The 19105-nt window shown below is 74.2% G+C and carries 17 protein-coding genes; 8 read left to right on the plus strand and 9 right to left on the minus strand.

The window, feature by feature from the left end; translation table 11 throughout:
* Positions 1 to 62: 62 nt before the first annotated feature.
* The gene (locus ASG32_RS09975) at positions 63 to 545 is read right to left on the minus strand and encodes a DciA family protein (protein ID WP_056525262.1); all 483 of its coding nucleotides are present in this window, start codon (positions 543 to 545) and stop codon (positions 63 to 65) included.
* Positions 546 to 678: 133 nt separating this feature from the next.
* Between ASG32_RS09975 and mutY the strand changes: the two genes are divergently transcribed.
* On the plus strand, positions 679 to 2022 hold the full coding sequence (gene mutY / locus ASG32_RS09980) for an A/G-specific adenine glycosylase (protein WP_056526112.1): 1344 nt from the start codon (positions 679 to 681) through the stop codon (positions 2020 to 2022).
* A gap of 110 nt (positions 2023 to 2132) precedes the next feature.
* Here the strand turns inward: mutY and ASG32_RS09985 are convergent, their stop codons facing one another.
* Positions 2133 to 3323 (minus strand): site-specific DNA-methyltransferase, encoded by a 1191-nt coding sequence (locus ASG32_RS09985; protein ID WP_280141568.1) that lies wholly within the window; start codon positions 3321 to 3323, stop codon positions 2133 to 2135.
* A gap of 586 nt (positions 3324 to 3909) precedes the next feature.
* Between ASG32_RS09985 and ASG32_RS09990 the strand changes: the two genes are divergently transcribed.
* The 5 genes from ASG32_RS09990 (at position 3910) to ASG32_RS10010 (ending at position 8429) form a co-directional block, all read left to right on the plus strand.
* A complete protein-coding gene (locus tag ASG32_RS09990) occupies positions 3910 to 4260 on the plus strand; it encodes a septal ring lytic transglycosylase RlpA family protein (RefSeq protein WP_020093388.1) in 351 nt (116 codons plus the stop codon).
* 124 nt (positions 4261 to 4384) lie between these two features.
* The gene (locus ASG32_RS09995) at positions 4385 to 4699 is read left to right on the plus strand and encodes a polyhydroxyalkanoic acid system family protein (protein ID WP_020093387.1); all 315 of its coding nucleotides are present in this window, start codon (positions 4385 to 4387) and stop codon (positions 4697 to 4699) included.
* 80 nt (positions 4700 to 4779) lie between these two features.
* A complete protein-coding gene (locus ASG32_RS10000; RefSeq protein ID WP_026604965.1) occupies positions 4780 to 5016 on the plus strand; it encodes a hypothetical protein in 237 nt (78 codons plus the stop codon).
* Positions 5017 to 5082: 66 nt separating this feature from the next.
* Positions 5083 to 6885: an ATP-binding cassette domain-containing protein gene (locus tag ASG32_RS10005; protein ID WP_056525268.1), complete on the plus strand. Its 1803-nt coding sequence runs from the start codon at positions 5083 to 5085 to the stop codon at positions 6883 to 6885.
* A 44-nt stretch (positions 6886 to 6929) separates the two neighbouring features.
* On the plus strand, positions 6930 to 8429 hold the full coding sequence (locus ASG32_RS10010) for a carboxypeptidase M32 (RefSeq protein ID WP_056525271.1): 1500 nt from the start codon (positions 6930 to 6932) through the stop codon (positions 8427 to 8429).
* A gap of 47 nt (positions 8430 to 8476) precedes the next feature.
* Here ASG32_RS10010 and ASG32_RS10015 read toward each other — a convergent pair whose 3' ends face one another.
* Together ASG32_RS10015 and ASG32_RS10020 are read right to left on the minus strand one after the other, a co-directional pair.
* A complete protein-coding gene (locus tag ASG32_RS10015; RefSeq protein WP_056525274.1) occupies positions 8477 to 11953 on the minus strand; it encodes a YhaN family protein in 3477 nt (1158 codons plus the stop codon).
* Positions 11954 to 11975: 22 nt separating this feature from the next.
* The gene (locus ASG32_RS10020) at positions 11976 to 13214 is read right to left on the minus strand and encodes a DNA repair exonuclease (protein ID WP_056525277.1); all 1239 of its coding nucleotides are present in this window, start codon (positions 13212 to 13214) and stop codon (positions 11976 to 11978) included.
* A gap of 263 nt (positions 13215 to 13477) precedes the next feature.
* Between ASG32_RS10020 and ASG32_RS10025 the strand changes: the two genes are divergently transcribed.
* Positions 13478 to 14263 (plus strand): endonuclease/exonuclease/phosphatase family protein, encoded by a 786-nt coding sequence (locus ASG32_RS10025; RefSeq protein ID WP_175556264.1) that lies wholly within the window; start codon positions 13478 to 13480, stop codon positions 14261 to 14263.
* On the opposite strand, the gene ASG32_RS10030 is transcribed toward ASG32_RS10025, so the two are convergent.
* The 4 genes from ASG32_RS10030 to ASG32_RS10045 all read right to left on the minus strand — a co-directional run bounded on the left by ASG32_RS10030 (position 14181) and on the right by ASG32_RS10045 (position 17545).
* The gene (locus tag ASG32_RS10030; protein WP_056525280.1) at positions 14181 to 15617 is read right to left on the minus strand and encodes a phospholipase D-like domain-containing protein; all 1437 of its coding nucleotides are present in this window, start codon (positions 15615 to 15617) and stop codon (positions 14181 to 14183) included. The two genes, ASG32_RS10025 and ASG32_RS10030, sit on opposite strands and share 83 nt — an antisense overlap.
* 65 nt (positions 15618 to 15682) lie before the next feature.
* Positions 15683 to 16003 carry a hypothetical protein gene (locus ASG32_RS10035; protein ID WP_056525283.1) on the minus strand — a complete coding sequence of 107 codons (321 nt, stop codon included), beginning with the start codon at positions 16001 to 16003 and terminating at the stop codon, positions 15683 to 15685.
* A gap of 140 nt (positions 16004 to 16143) precedes the next feature.
* Entirely contained in the window at positions 16144 to 16956 is an 813-nt protein-coding gene (locus tag ASG32_RS10040) for an enoyl-CoA hydratase (RefSeq protein ID WP_020093378.1), read from the minus strand.
* A 118-nt stretch (positions 16957 to 17074) separates the two neighbouring features.
* Positions 17075 to 17545 carry a hypothetical protein gene (locus ASG32_RS10045; protein ID WP_056525286.1) on the minus strand — a complete coding sequence of 157 codons (471 nt, stop codon included), beginning with the start codon at positions 17543 to 17545 and terminating at the stop codon, positions 17075 to 17077.
* A gap of 285 nt (positions 17546 to 17830) precedes the next feature.
* On the opposite strand from ASG32_RS10045, the gene ASG32_RS10050 reads away from it, so the two are divergent.
* Positions 17831 to 18244, plus strand: coding sequence for a hypothetical protein (locus ASG32_RS10050; protein WP_020093376.1), 414 nt, complete (start codon positions 17831 to 17833; stop codon positions 18242 to 18244).
* Between the two features lie 25 nt (positions 18245 to 18269).
* On the opposite strand, the gene ASG32_RS10055 is transcribed toward ASG32_RS10050, so the two are convergent.
* Positions 18270 to 18959 carry a uracil-DNA glycosylase gene (locus ASG32_RS10055; RefSeq protein WP_056525289.1) on the minus strand — a complete coding sequence of 230 codons (690 nt, stop codon included), beginning with the start codon at positions 18957 to 18959 and terminating at the stop codon, positions 18270 to 18272.
* Positions 18960 to 19105 lie beyond the last annotated feature (146 nt).

Consider the following 19105-nt stretch of genomic DNA (forward strand, 5'->3'; position numbering starts at 1 on the left):
CGTGGCGTCCGGATGCCGGTACTCGGGCGCGACCGTCCTGGCAAGGTGACCGAATCGACCGTTCACCGCTCCGGGCGCGTCGCCACGGCGGCGGTACCGAGGCGGTCGAGGGCCGCGCGCAGGCCGTCATCGGCGATTCCCGCCACGGCGCGCTTGACCTCGACGGCGGCGGCCGGGTCGACCCGCGCGCGGGCGGGCGCCCGGCCGGCGCGCCCGACCCGGTCCTGCTGCAGCACGATCCGGGAGACGCAGGCCCAGCCGTAATGGGCGTTGATCCGCTGGATCACCACCGGTGCGAGATGCTGCAACTCGAGCGCGAAGACGCCCTCGACGCGCACGACCAGCGTGCCGGATTCGGGCGCGGCGGACTCGCTCCGGCGGCGCTTCGGCCATTCCAGCTTGGACGGGCGGCAGTAGCGGGCCAGCCGCTCGCCGACGATCTCCGGCCACGCGGCCAGGATGTCGGTCGAGGCGAAACCCTGCGCCGCGAAGGCCGGCCCGATGCAACTCTCGATCAGTTCGGCCAGCGGTTTGACGCGCGCCATGGTGGTTCCGGCCCCGTGGATCCGCGGAGGTTAGCGCAGGATGGTTGACGAAGGGAGCACGCGCCGGCGCTTTCGCCGCCCTATGATCGCCGCGGCGCTCCGGCTATGCAGCGCGACCCCTGTCGACCCGCCCATGCCACCTCGCACAGCCACGGATCCTGAAGCCGGTCCCGGACCGCGCGCCGACGACCTGCTCGCCTGGTACGACCGGCATCGGCGGGTGCTGCCCTGGCGGGCGCTCGCCGGCGCGGTCGCCGATCCCTACCGGGTCTGGCTGTCCGAGGTGATGCTGCAGCAGACCACCATCGCGGCGGTCCGGCCGTATTTCGAGCGCTTCCTGACGCGCTTCCCCGATATCTTCGCCCTGGCCGAGGCCCCCGAGGAGGCGGTGATGTCGGCCTGGGCCGGCCTCGGCTACTACTCCCGCGCGCGCAATCTGCATGCCTGCGCGAAGGCGGTCGCGGCGGCCGGGGGGCGCTTCCCCGACACCGCCGAGGGCCTGCGCAAGCTCCCGGGAATCGGCGCCTACACGGCCGGCGCGATCGCCGCGATCGCGTTCGACCGGCCGGAGGCCGCCGTCGACGGCAATGTCGAGCGGGTCCTGAGCCGGGCCTACGCGGTGGAGGCGCCGCTCCCGGGCAGCCGGCCGGAGATCCGCCGCCTGACGCAGGCGCTCGTCCCGCAGGAGCGGCCGGGCGACTTCGCCCAGGCGCTCATGGATCTCGGCGCGACGATCTGCACGCCCAAGCGCCCCGCCTGCGCGCTCTGCCCGTGGATGCGGCCCTGCCGGGCGCGGTCGCTCGGCACGCAGGAGACCTTCCCGCGCAAGATCAGGGTCGCCAAGGGGGCGCTCCGCCGCGGCGCCGCCTTCGTGGCGATCCGCAGCGGCGACGAGGCGGTGCTGCTGCGGACCCGCGCCCCCGAGGGGCTGCTCGGCAACATGGCCGAGCCGCCGGGGAGCGCCTGGGAGCCGGATTACGACGTGGCCGCCGCCCTGCTGGACGCGCCCCTCGACGCGCGGTGGAAGCGGCTCCCGGGCCTCGTCCGCCACGGCTTCACGCATTTTCCCCTGGAGCTGACGGTGTTCGTGGCCCGCGTCGCGCTGGCGACGCCGGCTCCGGCCGGCATGCGCTTCACGCCGCGCGGCGCCCTCGCGGACGAACCGCTGCCCGGCCTCATGCGCAAGGTCCTGGCGCACGCCTTCGACCCGAAGCCGGAGCCCGAGAAGAAGCCGCGCGGGCGCCCGCGGAAGGAGCCGCCGCCGATGCCGCTGCTGGCGGCGATGGAGGCGCCGATCTCGATGCCGGATCCCGAGCCCCGACCGCGCGTGCGGGCCGTCCCGAAGCCCCAGCCGAAGCCGGCGCCGGTGCCGCCGCAGGAGACGGACGAACTGTTCGACGGGGAGGTCGAACCATCGCCCGCACCGGCGCGGGCCCGGTCATCGCCGCGGCGGCCGGGGCCGGCCCGGAAGCGGTAGCCGACCGTCATCGCGAGCGCAGCGAAGCGAAGCGACCCAGGGCAGCGCGACATCTGTCTGCGTGGCGCTGCTGGATTGCTTCGCTCCGCTCGCAGAGACGGTGTGCTGGCTCAGCCGTTGGCCATCGCCTGCCGGAGACCGGCCCGGTAGCTGTCGATCACCACCGGCTTGCCGCCGCGCTCCACGTGCCAGAACGTCCAGCCGTTGCAGGCCGGCAGGCCCTGCACCAGCGCGCCGATCTTGTGGATCGAGCCGATGACGAGGCCGTTGTCGAGCTGGCCGTCCGGGCGCACCGTGGCGCGGAACCGGCGGCGCTCGTCGGTCACGGTCTCGCCGGGGCGGATGTGGCCCGCCTCGATCACCGACAGGAACGGGACCCGCGGCTCGGCGCGCTTGGTCGGCGCCACCATGAGGGCGGCCCTCGACAGGGTCTCCACGGCGGCGATCCGCTCCCGGGCCGCCTCGGCGTAGGTCGCCTCGCGCTCGATGCCGATGAAGCGGCGGCCGAGGCGCTTGGCGACGGCGCCGGTCGTGCCGGTGCCGAAGAACGGGTCAAGCACCACGTCGCCGGGATTGGTCGCCGCGAGCAGCGTCCGGGCGAGCAGAGCCTCGGGCTTCTGGGTCGGGTGGACCTTGCGGCCCTCCGCATCCTTCAGCCGCTCCTCGCCGGTGCAGAGGGGGATGAACCAGTCCGAGCGCATCTGGAGGTCCTCGTTGCCCCCTTTCAGCGCCTCGTAATGGAAGGTGTAGCCCTTCGAGTCGGCCGAGCGCGAGGCCCAGATCAGGGTCTCGTGGGCGTTGGTGAAGCGCTTGCCGCGGAAGTTCGGCATCGGGTTGGCCTTGCGCCAGACGATGTCGTTGAGGATCCAGTAACCGAGATCCTGCAACGCGCTCCCGACCCGGAAGATGTTGTGGTACGACCCGATCACCCAGAGGGTCGCGTTCGGCTTCATCACGCGGCGGCAGGCGGCGAGCCAGTCCCGGGTGAAGGTGTCGTAGGCCTCGAAGGTCGCGAACTTGTCCCAGTCGTCGTCGACCGCGTCGACGCGGCTCTGGTCCGGGCGCAGGAGGCCGGCGTCGCCGAGCTGAAGGTTGTAGGGCGGGTCGGCGAACACGCAGTCGACGCTCGACGCCGGCAAGGCGTTCATGGCCGCGATGCAGTCCCCGACGAGTACCTGGTCGAGGGGCAGAGAACGCTGGGCGGGTACGAGACCCATCCGTGGCGCCGACGCGGGCCGCCCGGCACGCGAGACCTGTTTCCGGGCGACGGCGTCGGCAGCCACGGTACGCGGGGAAGCCATGGCAAACACCGGTTACGCGACTGACCGGCAGACCATGCGCCGGGTACGGTAAAGGTCACGTTGTCGATTTCGCGTCCGGCGCGTCCCGTTCTGGGGCTGCAGATTTTGCCGACCGGGCGCCCGGACAATCCTCCGACAGATTAAGCAACCGTTACCCGGCCGCGCCGCGCCGCCGGGATCGGGCGACAACACTCTATCCCTGCGGGTCGCGCGCGGCCGCGGCAGCCTGTGCTTGGGAAACAGCCGCGCACGACAATCATCGTCGTGCCACGGGCGCCGGGCGGGTCGCGCTTCCACCTCAGCGGGACGCAGGGTCACGCTCCGCGCAAGACTTAAGAATGATATCCTATTTTGCATCCTCCCCGACGGAGGCGAGCAGTTCTTGCTGAATACGCAGAACCACACGCCAATGCATCACCCGCAACAAGAGCGGAAATAAACTGAAATAAGCCGCCATGTAATGGGGATGACCAGCGCGAAATCGGCCAAAATGTGACCCCGACAGCCAGAAAAAGCCTGCCATATTCCGGCCCGTTTCGGGCACGACTGGCGCCGCCCCGACAAAAACAATGGGAATGCGTCGAGAATGTCTTTCGGTTTCGGTAAGCTCGTTGTCTCGCTTGGAATGCTGTCCACCGTCGTCGGAACAAGCCTCCCGGCCGCCGCCCAGAGCGGAGCGGCCTCCTGGTACGGGAGCGGCCATCGCACCGCCAACGGCGAGCGTTTCAACCCCAACGGACTAACCGCCGCCCATCGCAGCCTGCCGTTCGGCACCCGGGTCCGCGTCGAGAACAAGCGGACCGGCCGCTCGATCGTCGTGCGCATCAACGATCGCGGTCCGTTCGTGCGCGGCCGCATCATCGACCTGTCGCGCGGCTCCGCCCGCGCCCTCGGCATGGGCGGCGTCAGCTACGTGTCGCTGCAGGTCGTGCACTGACCCTTCACGGGCATCGAGCGCCCCGGCGCGCCTCCGCCCCGCGCGGGCGGGGCAGCCTCCGGGGCGTTGTCTGCCGGACCCGGACGCACCATCTGCTGCCGGGTTCAGCTCGGATCACCCGCCCATGCCCAAGCCCCTCATCGTCGACATCCCGCACGACCTCGGCCGCGACGAGGCCAAGCGGCGCCTGGAGCACGGCACGGATCAGGCGCGGGCCCTCCTGGCCAAGAGCGGAATCACGGTGGACCAGCTCGCCTGGACGGGCGACCGGCTCGATTTCGGCGTGTCCGCGGTGGCGCAGAAGATCGCCGGCACGATCGACGTGGGCGCGGAGAGCGTGCGCCTCGAGGTGAAGCTGCCGTTCCTCCTCGCCCTGTTCGCCGAGAAGATCCAGAAGGTGGCGAGCAAGGAGGGCAACCTCCTGCTGACGAAGAAGTAGCCCTCCGGAACCGGATCCGCCGCACTCTGTTTCCGCGGGACCGGTGCCGCTGTGCACCACCGGTCTCGCGGAGGATGACGGTGCCCGATTTCACGCTCGCCGACCCGGGGCAGGTCCCCGAGGTGCCGCCGCAGCCGACGCCGGTGCCGGACCGCCCCTACGATCCGCCGCAGGCGCCGACCCAGCCGCCCGGGCCGGAGATCCCCGGGAACACCCCGGCGGAGGCGCCGGGCATCCAGCCGCCCGAGATCCCCGTCAACGATCCGGGCGTGCCCGAGATCAGCCCGCCGACGGGACCGGCCAACCCGATCGCCTGACCGGGCGCCGACCGACGGGGGCGGCTCTGTTTGAACAGGCCGCCCCGCGCTGCCATAAGCCGGCCCATGGCCGCTCCCCCGCTCCTCACCCTCCAGGACGTCGCGCTCACCTTCGGCGGCACGCCGCTGATCACGGGCGCGAGCCTCGCCATCGCGCCGGGCGAGCGCACCTGCCTCGTCGGCCGGAACGGGTCGGGGAAGTCGACGCTCATGAAGATCGCCGCGGGCCTCACGGAGCCCGACCGGGGCCGGCGCTTCGTCCAGCCCGGCACGACGATCCGCTACCTCGCGCAGGAGCCCGATTTCACGGGCTTCGCCACCACCCTGGATTTCGTCGAGGCCGGCCTGCCGCCGGGCGAATCGACCCACCGCGCCCGCTACCTGCTGGAGAGCCTCGGCCTGACCGGCGCGGAGGATCCGAGCAAGCTCTCCGGCGGCGAGGGGCGCCGCACCGCGCTGGCGCAGGCGCTCGCCCCCGAGCCCGACGTGCTGCTCCTCGACGAGCCCACCAACCACCTCGACCTGCCGGCGATCGAGTGGCTCGAGACGGAGCTGAAGGGCACCCGCGCGGCCCTCGTGCTCATCAGCCACGACCGGCGCTTCCTCTCGGCGCTGTCGCGGGCCACGATCTGGCTCGACCGCGGCGAGACCCGCCGGATCGACCAGGGCTTCTCCAGCTTCGAGGCGTGGCGCGACGCCTTCTTCGAGGAAGAGGAGCGGGACCAGCACAAGCTCGACCGCAAGATCGCCGCCGAGGAGCACTGGCTGCGCTACGGCGTCACCGCGCGGCGCAAGCGCAACGTCCGTCGCCTCGGCAACCTGCACGAACTCCGGCAGAACCGCCGCGAGGTGCGCCGCCCCGTGGGCAGCGTCAGCATGCAGGCCTCGGACGCCGAATCTTCCGGGAGCCTCGTCGTCGAGGCCCGGGACATCGCGAAGAGCTACGGCGAGCGCAGGATCGTCGACGGGCTGTCCCTGCGGGTGATGCGGGGCGACCGGCTCGGCATCGTCGGGGCGAACGGTGCGGGCAAGAGTACCCTGATCAACCTGCTGATGGGCCGGCTCGCGCCGGATGCCGGGCAGGTGGTGCTCGGCACCAACCTGCTGCCGGTGGTGCTCGATCAGGCCCGCGCCGTGCTGGAGCCCGGGATGACCGTCACCGACGTGCTGACCGGCGGCCGCGGCGACAGCGTCACGGTGAACGGCCAGAGCCGCCACGTGATCGGCTACCTCAAGGACTTCCTGTTCACGCCCGAGCAGGCGCGCACGCCGGTCTCGGTTCTGTCCGGCGGCGAGCGCAACCGGCTGCTGATCGCCCGCGCCCTGGCCCAGCCGGCCAACCTCCTCGTCCTCGACGAGCCCACCAACGACCTCGACCTCGAGACCCTCGACCTGCTCCAGGAGATGCTGGGCGACTACCAGGGCACGCTGATCCTGGTGAGCCACGACCGCGACTTCCTGGACCGCGTGGCCGGCAGCGTGCTGGTCTCGGAGGGCGCCGGTCGCTGGGTCGAGTATGCCGGCGGCTACAGCGACATGCTGGTCCAGCGCGGCCAGGGCGTCGAGGCGCGGACCGTCGCGCCGAAGGCGAAGGAGTCGCGCGAGCGCGCCGCCGCGCCGGCCGCCCAGCCGTCGGGCAAGCCCAAGCTCGGCTTCAAGGACCAGCACGAATTGAAGACCCTGCCGGCCCGCATCGAGAAGCTGGAGGCGGCGATCGCCCAGCTCCGCACGATCCTCGCCGACCCCGAGCTCTACGCCCGCGACCCGGCCCGGTTCGACAAGGCCTCGACCATGCTGGCCCAGGCCGAGACCGAGCTGTCGCAGGCGGAGGACCGCTGGCTGGAACTGGAGATGCTTCAGGCGGGATGAGACCCGCCGCATCGCGCCGCGAGACGTACCCGACCGGAGATCGCATGACCGCCTATCAGACCCTCGAACAGCGCTTCGCCCGGCTCGCCGCCCTGGAGGGCGCGGCCGGGATCCTCGGATGGGACGCGCAGACGCTGATGCCGGACGGCGCCGCCGAGGCCCGCGGGGACCAGCTCGCGATCCTGCGCGGGCTCGCCCACGGGATGCTCACGGCCCCCGAGGCCGCCGAGGAGCTGGCGGCGGCCGAGCAGGGCGGGGGCCTCGAGCCCTGGCCCGCCGCCAACCTGCGGGAGATGCGCCGCGCCCAGGCCCACGCCACAGCGGTCCCCCGCGACCTCGTCGAGGCCAGCTCCCGCGCCGTGTCCCGCTCGGAGATGGTCTGGCGCGAGGCGCGGCGCGACGCCGACTTTGCCAAGCTCGAACCCCACCTCGCCGAGGTGCTGCGGCTCCAGCGCGAGATCGGCGAGGCGAAGGGCGCGGCCCTCGGCCTCGCCCCCTACGACGCGCTGCTCGACAGCTACGATCCCGGCATGCGCCGGGCGACGATCGACCCGCTCTTCGCGGACCTGACCGACTGGCTGCCGGCCCTGATCGCCCGCGCCCGGGAGATCCAGGCGTCCCGGCCGGCGCCGCTCCCGCTCGCCGGGCCGTTCGACGTGGCGGTGCAGCGCGACCTCGGCCTGAAGCTGATGGAGGCGGTCGGCTTCGACTTCACCCGCGGCCGGCTCGACATCAGCCTGCACCCGTTCTGCGGCGGCGCCACCGACGACGTGCGGATCACGACGCGCTACGACGCGGCCGATTTCGGCCGGGCGCTGATGGGCGTTCTCCACGAGACCGGGCACGCCCTCTACGAGCAGGGCCGGCCGGCGGCGTGGCGCAACCAGCCGGTCGGCGCGGCGCGGGGGATGAGCCTGCACGAGAGCCAGTCGCTCATCGTGGAGATGCAGGCCTGCCGGAGCCGGGAGTTCTTCACCTTCCTGGCGCCGCTCCTGCAGGCGGCGTTCGGGCGGTCCGAGCCCGAATGGTCGCCGGAGAACCTGCACGCGCTCAACACCCGGGTCGCGCCCGGCTTCATCCGGGTGGATGCCGACGAGGCGACCTACCCGGCCCATATCCTGCTGCGCTACCGGCTGGAGACCGCGATGATCGCGGGCGACCTCGCGGTGCGCGACCTGCCGGGGGCGTTCAACGACGGCCTGCGCGACCTCCTCGGGCTCACGGTGCCCGACGACCGGGTCGGCTGCCTCCAAGACATCCACTGGCCGAGCGGGGCGTTCGGCTATTTCCCGACCTACACCCTCGGCGCCCTGGCGGCCGCGCAGCTGTTCCGGGCGGCCCGCGCGGCCGAGCCGGCGCTGCCGGGCTGCCTCGCGCAGGGCGATTTCGGCCCCCTGCGGGACTGGCTCCGCACGCATGTCCACGCGGTGGGGAGCCTGCTCGACACCGACGACCTCCTCACCCGCGCCACCGGGACGAGGCTCGGCACGGCGGCGTTCCGGGCCCATCTGGAGGCGCGCTACCTCGGGGGTGCGGGCGCCTGAGACGCGGTGGCCGGGGAGGGGACGAACGACCCCTCCGCCGGCGACGCCTAGAGCGTCACCACGTCGACGGCGTCGCCGAGCCGGTCGCGAGCGATGTCCGCGACGTGGCGGTGGTGCGTGAACAGGATCGGCTGGACCCGGGCGCCGATCGCCGCGAGCGCATCGAGGCCGTAGCCGGTCCGGGTCTCGTCGAAGGTCGAGAACAGGTCGTCGCCGATGAAGGGGGCCGGCTCGGCGCGGCCGGCGTAATCCTCCAGATAGGCCAGCCGCAGGGCGAGGTAGAGCTGGTCGCGGGTGCCCTCGCTCATGCCCTCGATCCCGACCGTGCCGCCGCCGGCGCGCTGCCCGGCGAGCTTCGGCGTGTCGGCCTCGTCGTAGATCTGCGCCAGACCGGAGAACGCGCCGCCGGTGAGAGCCTGGAACAGCGCGCCCGCCCGGGTGACGAGCGGGTCCTGCTGTCCCGCGCGGTGGCGGGCGACCGCCTGCCCGAGCATCAGCCCGGCGAGCCGCAAGACGGCCCAGGAGCGGGAAGCCGCCTGGAGATCCGCCTCCGCGGCCTTGCGCTCCGCGAGGGCCAGCTCGGCGCCGGTGCCGCCCTCGAGCTCCGCCCGCCGCCGCTCCGCCCGGTCGCGGTCCGCGAAGATGACCTGCCCGCGCTCGGCCTGCTCGTCGGCCTCGAGCGACAGCCGCGCCAGCTCCGCCTCGATCGCCTCCGGCGACACGGTCTCCAGGCCGGCGCGCAACTCGGCCTCCGGAAGCCCGTCCGCCGCGCCCGCGAGCGTGCCGCGGAGCCGCAGGCGCTCGGCGCGCAGCGCTTCCCGCGCGCTGAGGCGGCCGAACAGCCGGTCGATCTCCGGCGTCGGTGCCGCAGCGAGGTCCGGCATCACCTCGGCCACCTGCCGGGCGAGCGTCGCCCGCGCCGCGTCGCGCGAGTCGCAGGCGCCGCGATGGGCGGCCTCGGCCTCGTCGCGGCGGCGGTCGAGCTCGGCGCGGCGCGCCTCGCGGGCCTGCGCGGCGACGAGGCGGCCGTGGAGCGATCGGACCGCGCCGGCGGGCGACACCTCCGCGAGGTCGGGCGCCAGGGCCTCGACCAGGGCGGCGGCGTTGGCTCGGAACGCCTCCATGTCCCGGCGGATCCCCGCCGAGCGGCGCTGCAGGGCGGCCCGCTCCGCCAGCCGGTCGGGCACGCTGCGCCACGCCTCCAGCGCGCCCTCGGCCTCCTCCGGACCGGCCGTGCCGTCGAGGCCGAGGGGCAGCAGCGCCGCCTCCCAGTCGGCCCGCCAGGCGGCGCGGCGGGCGGCGGTCTCCGCGAGGCTCGCCTCCAGCCGCGCGACGGACAGTCCGGCCGCGCGCAGCAGGCCGGCGGTCTGCAGGTTGGCCTCCCAGCGGCTCGCCAGGGCGGCGATCCGCGCTTCGAGACCGTCCAGCGCGGCGGCGATCTCGAGGTCCGGCGCGGCGTCGAGGCCGGCGCGGCTGCGCAGGTCGGACAACGGCGCCCGCGCGGCCTCGATCCGCGCCAGGAGGCGGTCCGCCTCGATCCGCTGCGCGGCGAGGCGCTGCTCGGCCTCGATCAGGCTCTCCACCTCGGCGAGCCAGGCCGCCATCTCGGCCGGGGGACCGGGCACGAGCCCGGCGGGCCGCCACGCCTCGCGCCACGCCGCCTCGCCCGCCGCGATCTCCGCGGCGAGACCGGCGAGGACGTCGTCGGCTCGCGCGGCCTCCGCCTCCTCGGCGGCGAGCCGTTCCAGGTCGGCCGCGTGGGCGGCGACCCGGGCGGCGTCGGAGGCGCGCTCGTCCGCGACGCGGTCGGCCTCGAGGAGCGCGCGCTCGAAGGCCGCGACCTCGGCGACGGCGGCCGCCCGGCCGGCCGCGAGGGCGTCGCGCAGCGGCGCGAACGCCGCGTCGCGGGTTGACCGCAGGGCGTCGAGCCGCTCCCGGGTGGCGACGGGCCGGCCGGCCTCGCGCTCGCGCAGCCGTGCCCGGGTGACCGCGACCTGCCGGCGGGCCGCGTCGCACCGGTCGGCGGCCCGTTCGTGCTCGCGGGTCTTCGCCTCGAGGCCCTGACGGTAGCGCGCGACCGTGTCGGGGGCGGGCAGGGGCGTCCGCACGAGGGCGGCGAGGTCGGGCACCGGCGGCGACAGCCGCTCGGCCTGGTTGCGCAGCAGCGCCGCCTCCCGGCGGATCGCGCCGTCGAGGGTGTCGCGGGCGGCGATCCACTCGTGCAGTCGGGCGAGGGGCTTCAGCGCCTCCCGGAGCGGGGTCGGATCCCGGGCCGCGTCGGCCGCCTCCACCTCGCGGGCGAGGCGTTCCTGCTCGGCGCGGGCGGCGGCGAGATCGCGGGCGATCTGCTCCTCGGCGGCCGCCAGGGTCCGGCCGTCGCGGATCAGCCGCTCGGTCCGCGCCCGCGCGGCGTCCGGGGGCTGGCGGGCCTCGAGCGCGGCGAGGTCGGGCACGCCGATCCGGGCGCGCAGCCGCTCCAGATCCAGCCCGACCTTGTGGGCGTCGCCCTCGATGCGGGGCAGGTCGGTGCCGCCCTTCTCGAACTCCCGGGTGCCGCTGAACGCCGCCAGGATCTCGTCCGCCCGATGGGTCAGCCCCGGCTCGACCGGCACCGATTCGGCCTCGCCGCGGGCCCGGTCGCGCGCGGTCTCGGCCCGCTCCGCCTCGGCGTCCGCGGCGCGGCACGCGTCCAGGGCCGCCCCCAGGCGGGCGATCCAGGCGGGATCCGCGTCGACGAGGTCGGTCTCGGCGGCGATGCGCCGCTCGAGCGCGTCGATCTCGGCGATGATCGGGCGGACGCGCTTGAACCGTTCAAGCCGCGCGCGCGCGACCGCGCCGGCCTTCTGCTCGGACCGGAGCGCCTCGAGCTGCGCGGCCGCCGCGGCGATCTCGTCGTTCAGGGCGCGCCAGTCGCCGGCGCGCAGGCCCCGCTCGCGGATCGCCCGCCGGGCCGTCTCGTGGCGCTCCAGCGCCTGGTAGAAGGTCCGGTGCTTGGCCTGGCGCGGGGCGAAGATGGCGTCGGCCTCCGCGTCGAGCGTCGTCTGCAGCTCCGTGAGGCCGCGCAGGCCCGAGCCCGCCGCGAACAGGCTCGCGCCGACCTCGCCCTCCACGTCGACCATCTCGCGGCCCCCGGCCCGGAGGCTCGCCGCGTCGAGTCCGAAGGCCCGGCAGAACACCGTCCGGGACAGGCCGCCGAGGAACGGCGCCAGCGCGTCGTCGGCGAGCGGCGCGTCGTCGGCGTCGATGAGGGTACGGCTGTTGCCCTTCCGGCGGCGGAAGGACAGCCGGCGGCCGTCGGCGGCGGCGATCTCCGCGCCGAGGCGCAGCTGCGGCATGTCGTGCAGGAAGGCGTAGGGCGTCGTCTTCCCGAAGCCGAACAGCAGGTCGGTGACCGCCGCCAGCGCGGTGCTCTTGCCGGCCTCGTTGGCGCCCAGCACGACGTGCAGGCGCGCGTCTGGCCGGAACGCGACGGTGCGGTCCGTGAAGGCGCCGTAGCGCTCCAGGGCGAGGCGGATCAGGCGCATCGGGGGTCCATGGGCGCGCGCCTCAGCAGTGCCGGCCGCCGAGGCGCCCGAGGACGAGGGCCTCGGCCTCGGCGCAGAGCGCGTCGAACTCCGCGTCGAGGTCGGCCTCGGCGGCGGCCGTCCCGGGCATCCGGCCGCCGATCTCGGCCAGCGCCGCCTTCGCCCGGGCGCGGAACTCGGGGTCGCGGTCGAGGTCGGCGAGCAGGGCCGCGGGGTCGATGGCGGCGCCGGTCGGCTCCGCCGCGGCGCGCGGGCGGCGGGTCTCGATCTTCAGGCGCTCCAGCCAGATGTCCTCGTGCAGCCGGTGCGCGGCCGCCTGGATCTCGGCCGTCAGGGACTCGCGATCGGCCGCGAGGGCGTCGTGGGCCCGGGTCGTCCCGGCGAGGTGGACGCGGACCAGGAGCAGCCGGCGCGCCGCGATCCCGGCCAGGGGCCTCAGTGCCGCCTCGACGGCCTCGACGGCGCCGCGCGCGTCGGCCACCGCCGCGAGGTCGACCGTGATCTGCTCGAATCGCGCCCGGTCGAGGGGCAGGCGGCTGACGCCGGTCACCCGACCGTCGGCGACGTCGACCACGACGGCGCCCTTCTCGCCGCACTCGCGCACGCTCCGGCCCTGGAGATTGCCGGGGAACACGATCCAGGGATCCCGGGACAGCTCCGCGTACTCGTGGATGTGGCCCAGCGCCCAGTACTCGTAGCCCCGGGCCGCGAGGTCGGCGACCGAGCAGGGGGCGTAGGTCTCGTGGGCGGCGTGGCCGGTGCAGGAGGTGTGCAGGACCCCGAGGTTGAACCAGCCCGGCACGGCGGCCGGGTAGGTGAGCGAGAGGTTCTCCTCCACCGCCCGGCCCTGGAAGCTGCGGCCGTGGACCGCGACGCGGAGCGCGTCGAGGCGCAGGGTGCCGGCGCGGGCGGTCGGGAAGACGTGGACGGATTCCGGCAGCGTGATCGAGCGCGTGATGACGCTCTCGGCGTCGTGGTTGCCGCGCACGAGGATCGTCCGGATACCGGCGCGGTCGAGGCGGGCGACCTGCCGGGCGAAGAACAGGCCGATCGTGGTGTCGGCCCAGTCGCCGTCGTAGACGTCACCCGCGACAACCACGAAGGCGACCGACCGCTCGATCGCCTGGGTCACCAGATCCTCGAAGGCCTGCCGGCTCGCCGCGGCGAGGCGCCGGGCCAGTTCCGCGTCGCGCGCGGCGAGGCCCGACAGCGGGCTGCCGAGATGCAGGTCGGCGGCATGGATGAAGCTGAACGCCGTCATGGCCTCCGGACGGGATCGGTGGGATGGCGGCGCGCGGCACTCCGCGGAGCGGCCGGCGTCGCCCTGCCGGCTCTTAGGCCGCCGACCGGGTCCGCCTCAAGCGGCGCCCGGCGATGGGCTGTGGGGCGCCCAGGTCGGACCGCGCCGGCGCCGACCGCGGCGCGCCCGCGCCCGGCGCGCATGCGGTCGAACGTCCCGGCTCCGGGCGCGTTAGAGCGTGGCGGTGGCGGGAGCGCCGCGCGTTGAGGTACGAGACCGGCCCGATGAATCCTGCTGCACGCCCGGCCCGCTCCAACACCGCACCGTCACCCGTCACGCCGATCCGCCCCGCCGAGCGGCCGCACCAGCCCTTCAAGATCGTGAGCTGGAACCTGCTGCGGCGCACCGGCGCGGCGGTGGACGACGTCGCCGCCCTCGTGGCGCAGGAGAAGCCCGACCTGCTGCTGATGCAGGAGGCGACCCGCGCCATCGGCTTCCTGCTGGACCGGATCGGCGGCCACTACGCCTGGGCGCCCCTGCCGGGCCGGATCCACGGGCTCGCCATGTGGAGCCCGAAGCCCTGGGCGGCGCCGCCCCGGGTCATCGCGCTCCCCTCCGGCGCCCTCGTGCACCGGGTCTGCCAGATCCTCGATCTCGGCGAGTTCGGCGTGGCCAACGTCCACCTGTCGCACGGACAGATGCTGAACCGGCGCCAGCTGCGGCGCATCGTCAGCGAGCTGCCGCCGCGAGCGGCCGTGCTCGGCGACTACAATATCGTCGGCCCGGCGCTGATCCCGGGCTTCCGCGACGTCGGACCGCGGCAATCGACCCACGCGATGGTCGAGGTGCTGCCGCTGCGGCTCGACCGCTGCCTCGCCCGCGGGCTCGTCTGCCACGCGCACGCGGTGCTGCCGCGGGGACGCTCCGATCACCGGCCGATCGTCGTCCATCTCGGCCCAGCGCCGGAGGCGCACGCCCCCGCCCGGTTCAAAGGTATGGCAGCAGCAGTCGCACGCCTGCGTCGCGCAGACGGATCGGCAGGCCGCGCGCGGCGAGATCCTCCCGGCTGAGCCGCGCCTCCATCTTGCCGCGCATGAACCGGTCGAGGTCGGCGGCGAGGTCGGCGTCGATGATCTCGACGTTCAGCTCGAAATTGAGCCGGAAGCTGCGCATGTCCCAGTTGGCGCTGCCGACGAAGCACCAGATGTCGTCGACCACCATCGCCTTGGAATGGTCGAAAGGCGGCTCGTCGAGCCAGACGTTCACGCCGGCCCGCAGCAGCGGGTCGAGATGCGCCCGGGTCGCCCAGTCGATGTAGGGATGGTCGCTGACCCGCGGGATGATCACGTCGACGGTGATGCCCCGGGTCGCGGCCTGGGCCAGGGCGCCGGTCACCAGCTCGTCGGGCAGGAAGTAGGGCGTCACGAAGCGCACCGACCGGCGCGCGCAGGCGAGCGCCTGGAGGATGACCTGCTCGATCTTCTCGACGTCCGCGTCCGGGCCGGAGGTCACCGCCCGGGCGACGCTCGGTCCGCAGGGCTCGAGGTCGACGAACCACCGGGGGCCGTCGAGGATCTCGCCGTCCACGAAGGCCCAGTCGGCCGCGAACGCGGCGGCGAGCTGCTCGACCACGGGGCCGGTCATCCGGAAATGGGTGTCGCGGATCGGGTGCTCGGGCTTCAGGGCGACGCGGTTCGGGTGCGAGATGTTGAGGCCGCCGGTGAAGGCGATCCGCCCGTCGACGATCAGCAGCTTCTTGTGCGAGCGCAGATTCAGGAACGGCATCCGCCAGGGGAGGGCGGAGTGCATGAACAGGGCGGCCGGCACCCCGGCGGCCGTCAGGCGGTGGTAGACCGGCGCGCGGAAATAGCCGCCGCCGATCCCGTCGATGATGACGCGGACCTGCACGCCCCGGGCCTTCGCCTCAACGAGGGCGTCGCAGAACTCGCGGCCGGTGGCGTCGTCCCGGAAGATGTAGCTCGACAGGCCGATGCTGGACCGCGCCTCGCGGATCGCCGCCAGCATCACCGGATAGCCGGCGTCGCCGTTGCGGAACATCTGCACGGTGTTGCCCGCGAAGGCCGGCAGGCTCGTGATCCGCCGGATGGCCCGGTCGAGGGGCCAGAGCGCCTCCGGCACCACGGCGTCGTCGGTGTCGGGCAGCTGCGTCGCGTCGGACGGCTTGGTCCGCAGCCGCCGCGCGCGGCGCGAGACCCGGTTGATGCCGAAGGTCAGGTACAGGGCGGTCCCGAAGATCGGCGACAGCCACGCGAGCCCGATCCAGCCCACCGCCACGCTGACCCGGCGCTTGCGCAGCAGGGCGTGCAGGGTGACGCCGATCGCCAGCGCGAAGCCGATCAGAGCCTCGACATCCGACCGCATCAGGGCGGTCGACTGGACCCAGCGGGTGATCGCGTTTTCCAAGGTGAGGCTATCCGGGTTCGCGTCGGGAGGCGCCGGATCGACCTGAAGCGCATGCGGCGGGCGGATTAATCCGCCGGCTTGGCCGGATGCGCAATGGCCGCGGCGGCCGCGGCGGCCGCGGGCCGCTCGCAGCGATAGGGTCCGCTGCCGTCGAGGGCCCCGTACAGGACCCGGCCGCCGGAGGCGATGCAGCGCGCCTTGGCCTCGGCATAGGGCCGGTGGAAGCTCCAGATGGTGATCATCGGCCCGATCGTAGCGAGGCAGACGCCGCCGAAGATCACGGCGGCGGCCCAGGTGGCGCCGTTGCGGTTCGGCCGCGGGGGCCGCGGCGGCGGCATCGTGCCGTAGAAGGACAGCGTCAGACCGAGCAGGTCGAGGGTGCTCATCAGCCGTTCCGCGTGGCGGCGCCGAGCCCGGCAGGGTCGGACAGGCCCCTCATCCTAGGGCAGGGCGGCGCCATCACCTATGCGCGTCGCGCCGGAGGGCCTGCGTCGTATCGCGCCAGTGCGCGGACCGGGACGCCGGCTCACGGCTCCCAGCGGGGCGGCCGCTTGCCCAGGAACGCGTCGATCCCCTCCTGCGCGTCGGCCATCATCATGTTCCGGGTCATGACCTCGGCTGTGTAGCCGTAGGCGTCCTCCAGGCCCATCTCGATCTGCCGGCCGAACGCCTCCTTGCCGATCGCCAGGACGCGCCGGGCCTTCCCGGCGATCCGGGCCGCCAGGGCGCCCGCCGCCGCGTCGAGCTCCGCCTCCGGCACCACGCGGTTGACCAGCCCGATCCGCAGGGCCTCCGCGGCGTCGATCGGCTCACCGACCAGCAGCATCTCCAGGGCGGCCTTGCGCGATACGGCGCGCGACAGGGCGACCATCGGGGTCGAGCAGAACAGGCCGATCTGCACCCCCGGCGTGGCGAAGCGGGCGGTCTCGGCGCACACGGCGAGATCGCAGGTGGCCACGAGCTGGCAGCCGGCGGCGGTGGCGATCCCGTGCACCCGGGCGATCACCGGCTGCGGCAGGCGCGTGAGGCTCAGCATCAGCCGGGCGCAGGTGCGGAACACCGCCTCGGTCGCCTCGCGGGACGGATCGGCGCGCATCTCCTTGAGGTCGTGCCCGGCGCAGAAGGCGGGGCCGGCCCCCTCCAGGATCACCACCCGCACGGACGGATCCGCGCGGATCGCGTCGAGCTGCTCCTGGAGCGCGCCCATCAGGGCCATCGACAGGGCGTTGCGGGCCTGCGGCCGGTTCAGCGTCAGCGTCGCGACCCCGTCGGCGTCGCTGCGCAACAGCACCGGCGCCTCCGGGCTGGCGGCGTGGGCCGTGGCAAGGGCTGCGGTCATGGCGGCGTCTCCCGGCGCCGGCCTCCCTGGCACGGGGCCGGTCGCGTCGCCGGACGGTAGCACGCAGGGTTCAGGTCCGCGACGGTGCCGCGGCCCGCGATCCGCGATGCGGCGGTTGTCAGGCGTGCTCGGCGAGGGCGAGGTCGAGGCTCGCGTAGTCGGCGCCCGGACCGTTCCACCACACCGCCGGATAGGCGGTGAGCCGGCCCATCACGCCGGCATAGGCGTCGGCGAGCGCGGCATCGACCACGACCAGCCCGGCGCCCGACTGCGCGAGGCTTTCCGCCAGCGCCGCGTCGCGGCCGGCGCAGTCGAGGCAGACCACGCGCAGCCCGAGGCGGGTGAGGCCGAGGCGCATGGCCTCGAGCTGCCCGAGATCCTGCACCATGAGCGCCACGGCCTGCCCGGCCCGCAGGCCCTCGCCCCAGGCCCAGCGCGAGACGCGGTGCGGACAGACCGCCGCGACCGGCAACGCCGCCGCGCCGCGCCGCTCCGCGCTGGCGGCTCCTTGCGCACCCGGCCGGGCGCGCCGGTCGGCGTCGCGAGCCGGGAGTGGGATGGAGGCCGCCGGGTGATGGACGCCGTACATGCGATGCGGACCGCCTGAATCTGGACACACTGCAGGTCCTGGCGTGACGCGAGCAGGTTAACACTCTCTCTCACCCGGGCGTTCCGTCGAAAAACGACCGTCTTTTCGTCGACGCGCGGGCCGGCGACTGGACCTATGGCGAACGGGCCGTGAACCGGGACGGGTGAATTGCCGACATCTCGGGTCGCATCTTCGGTCGCATTGGCGCGCGCGCGGGTCCGGCCTATGTCCCGCCCGCCAGAGGCGGCCCGCGAGAGGCCGCCCCCGATCGAGGAACCGCCGCGCATGCGCCCCACAACGACCCGGATCACACTCCTCGCCGCCGTCACGCTCGCGGCCCTGCCGGCGCAGGCGCAGATCCGGAACGCCCCGTCGCCGCGGGCCCTGGAATTCGCCGCCTACATCTTCGCGGCCTCGAACGTCTGCGGCTACCGGATCGGCAGCGACCAGTTCGAGGCCCTGCTGGCGAAGCAGAACGTGCAGATCGGCGACGTCCAGCCGCGCGGACCGTTCGGCAACCGGGTGCAGACCATGTTCACGCTGATGTCGAACCAGATGGCGCAGAACCGCGACCAGGCCTGCCTCGCGGTGGCCGGCGAGTACGGGCCCGAGGGCACGGTGGCCAAGAACGTGCTCCTGCCCGCCGGCCAGGACCCCGCCGCGCCGGCGAAGCCCGCCGAGCCCGCCAAGCCGCAATAGCCCATTCGCGGGATCGCCGCCGGCCTCAGCCGAGGCGCCAGTCGATCGGCGGGCGCCCGTGCGCGGCGAGCCACCGGTTGGCCCGGCCGAACGGGTCGGAGCCGGGGAAATCCCGCGCCCGGTTGAGCGGCGACGGGTGTCCGCTCTCGAACACGCCGTGGCGGGTCGCGTCGATGAGCGCGGCCCTGGCCCGCGCCTGGGCGCCCCAGAGCAGGAACACGGCGGGCTCCGCGCGGGCCGAGACGGCGCTCACGGCCTGATCGGTCAGCGCGGCCCAGCCGTAGCGCAGGTGCGCCCCGGCCTTGCCGGCCTCGACGGTGAGCGCGCTGTTGAGCAGGAGCACGCCCTGCCGCGCCCAGGGCGTCAGGTCGCCGCCGGCGGCGCGGTCGGATCCCGCCTCCGCCAGGATCACCTTCAGCGAGGCGGGCAGGCGACCGGAGCCCACGAACGAGAAGGCGAGGCCGTTGGCGTCGCCCGGTGTCGGGTAGGGGTCCTGCCCGAGGATCACGGCCCGCACGTCCGGCTGCGGGGTCTCGGCCAAGGCGCGGAAGATCCGGTCCGGTGCCGGCAGGACGCGGGCGCCCGCGGCGATTCGGGCATCGACCCGCGCCGCCACGGCGTCGGCCTCCCCGCCGGCGAAGAACGGCAGGCTCAGCCAGGGCGAACCGGAGGCGCGGAAGGCCGTGAGGGCGTCGGCGACGGGTGTGGCGGCCATGGTCTCTCGCGATCGGTTTCCACGCCGAGATAGGAGGCGGACGCGCACCGTCATCGGCGCGGCGGTTGCGGCCGGGAGCCGCCCGTGTTTAGGGACGGGGGTCGAGCGCGCGGCCTGTCGCGGTGCGGCATGTCGCGTCCGCCCTT

This window comes from Methylobacterium sp. Leaf361 (assembly GCF_001424445.1).
In the GTDB taxonomy this organism is placed as follows: Bacteria; Pseudomonadota; Alphaproteobacteria; order Rhizobiales; family Beijerinckiaceae; genus Methylobacterium.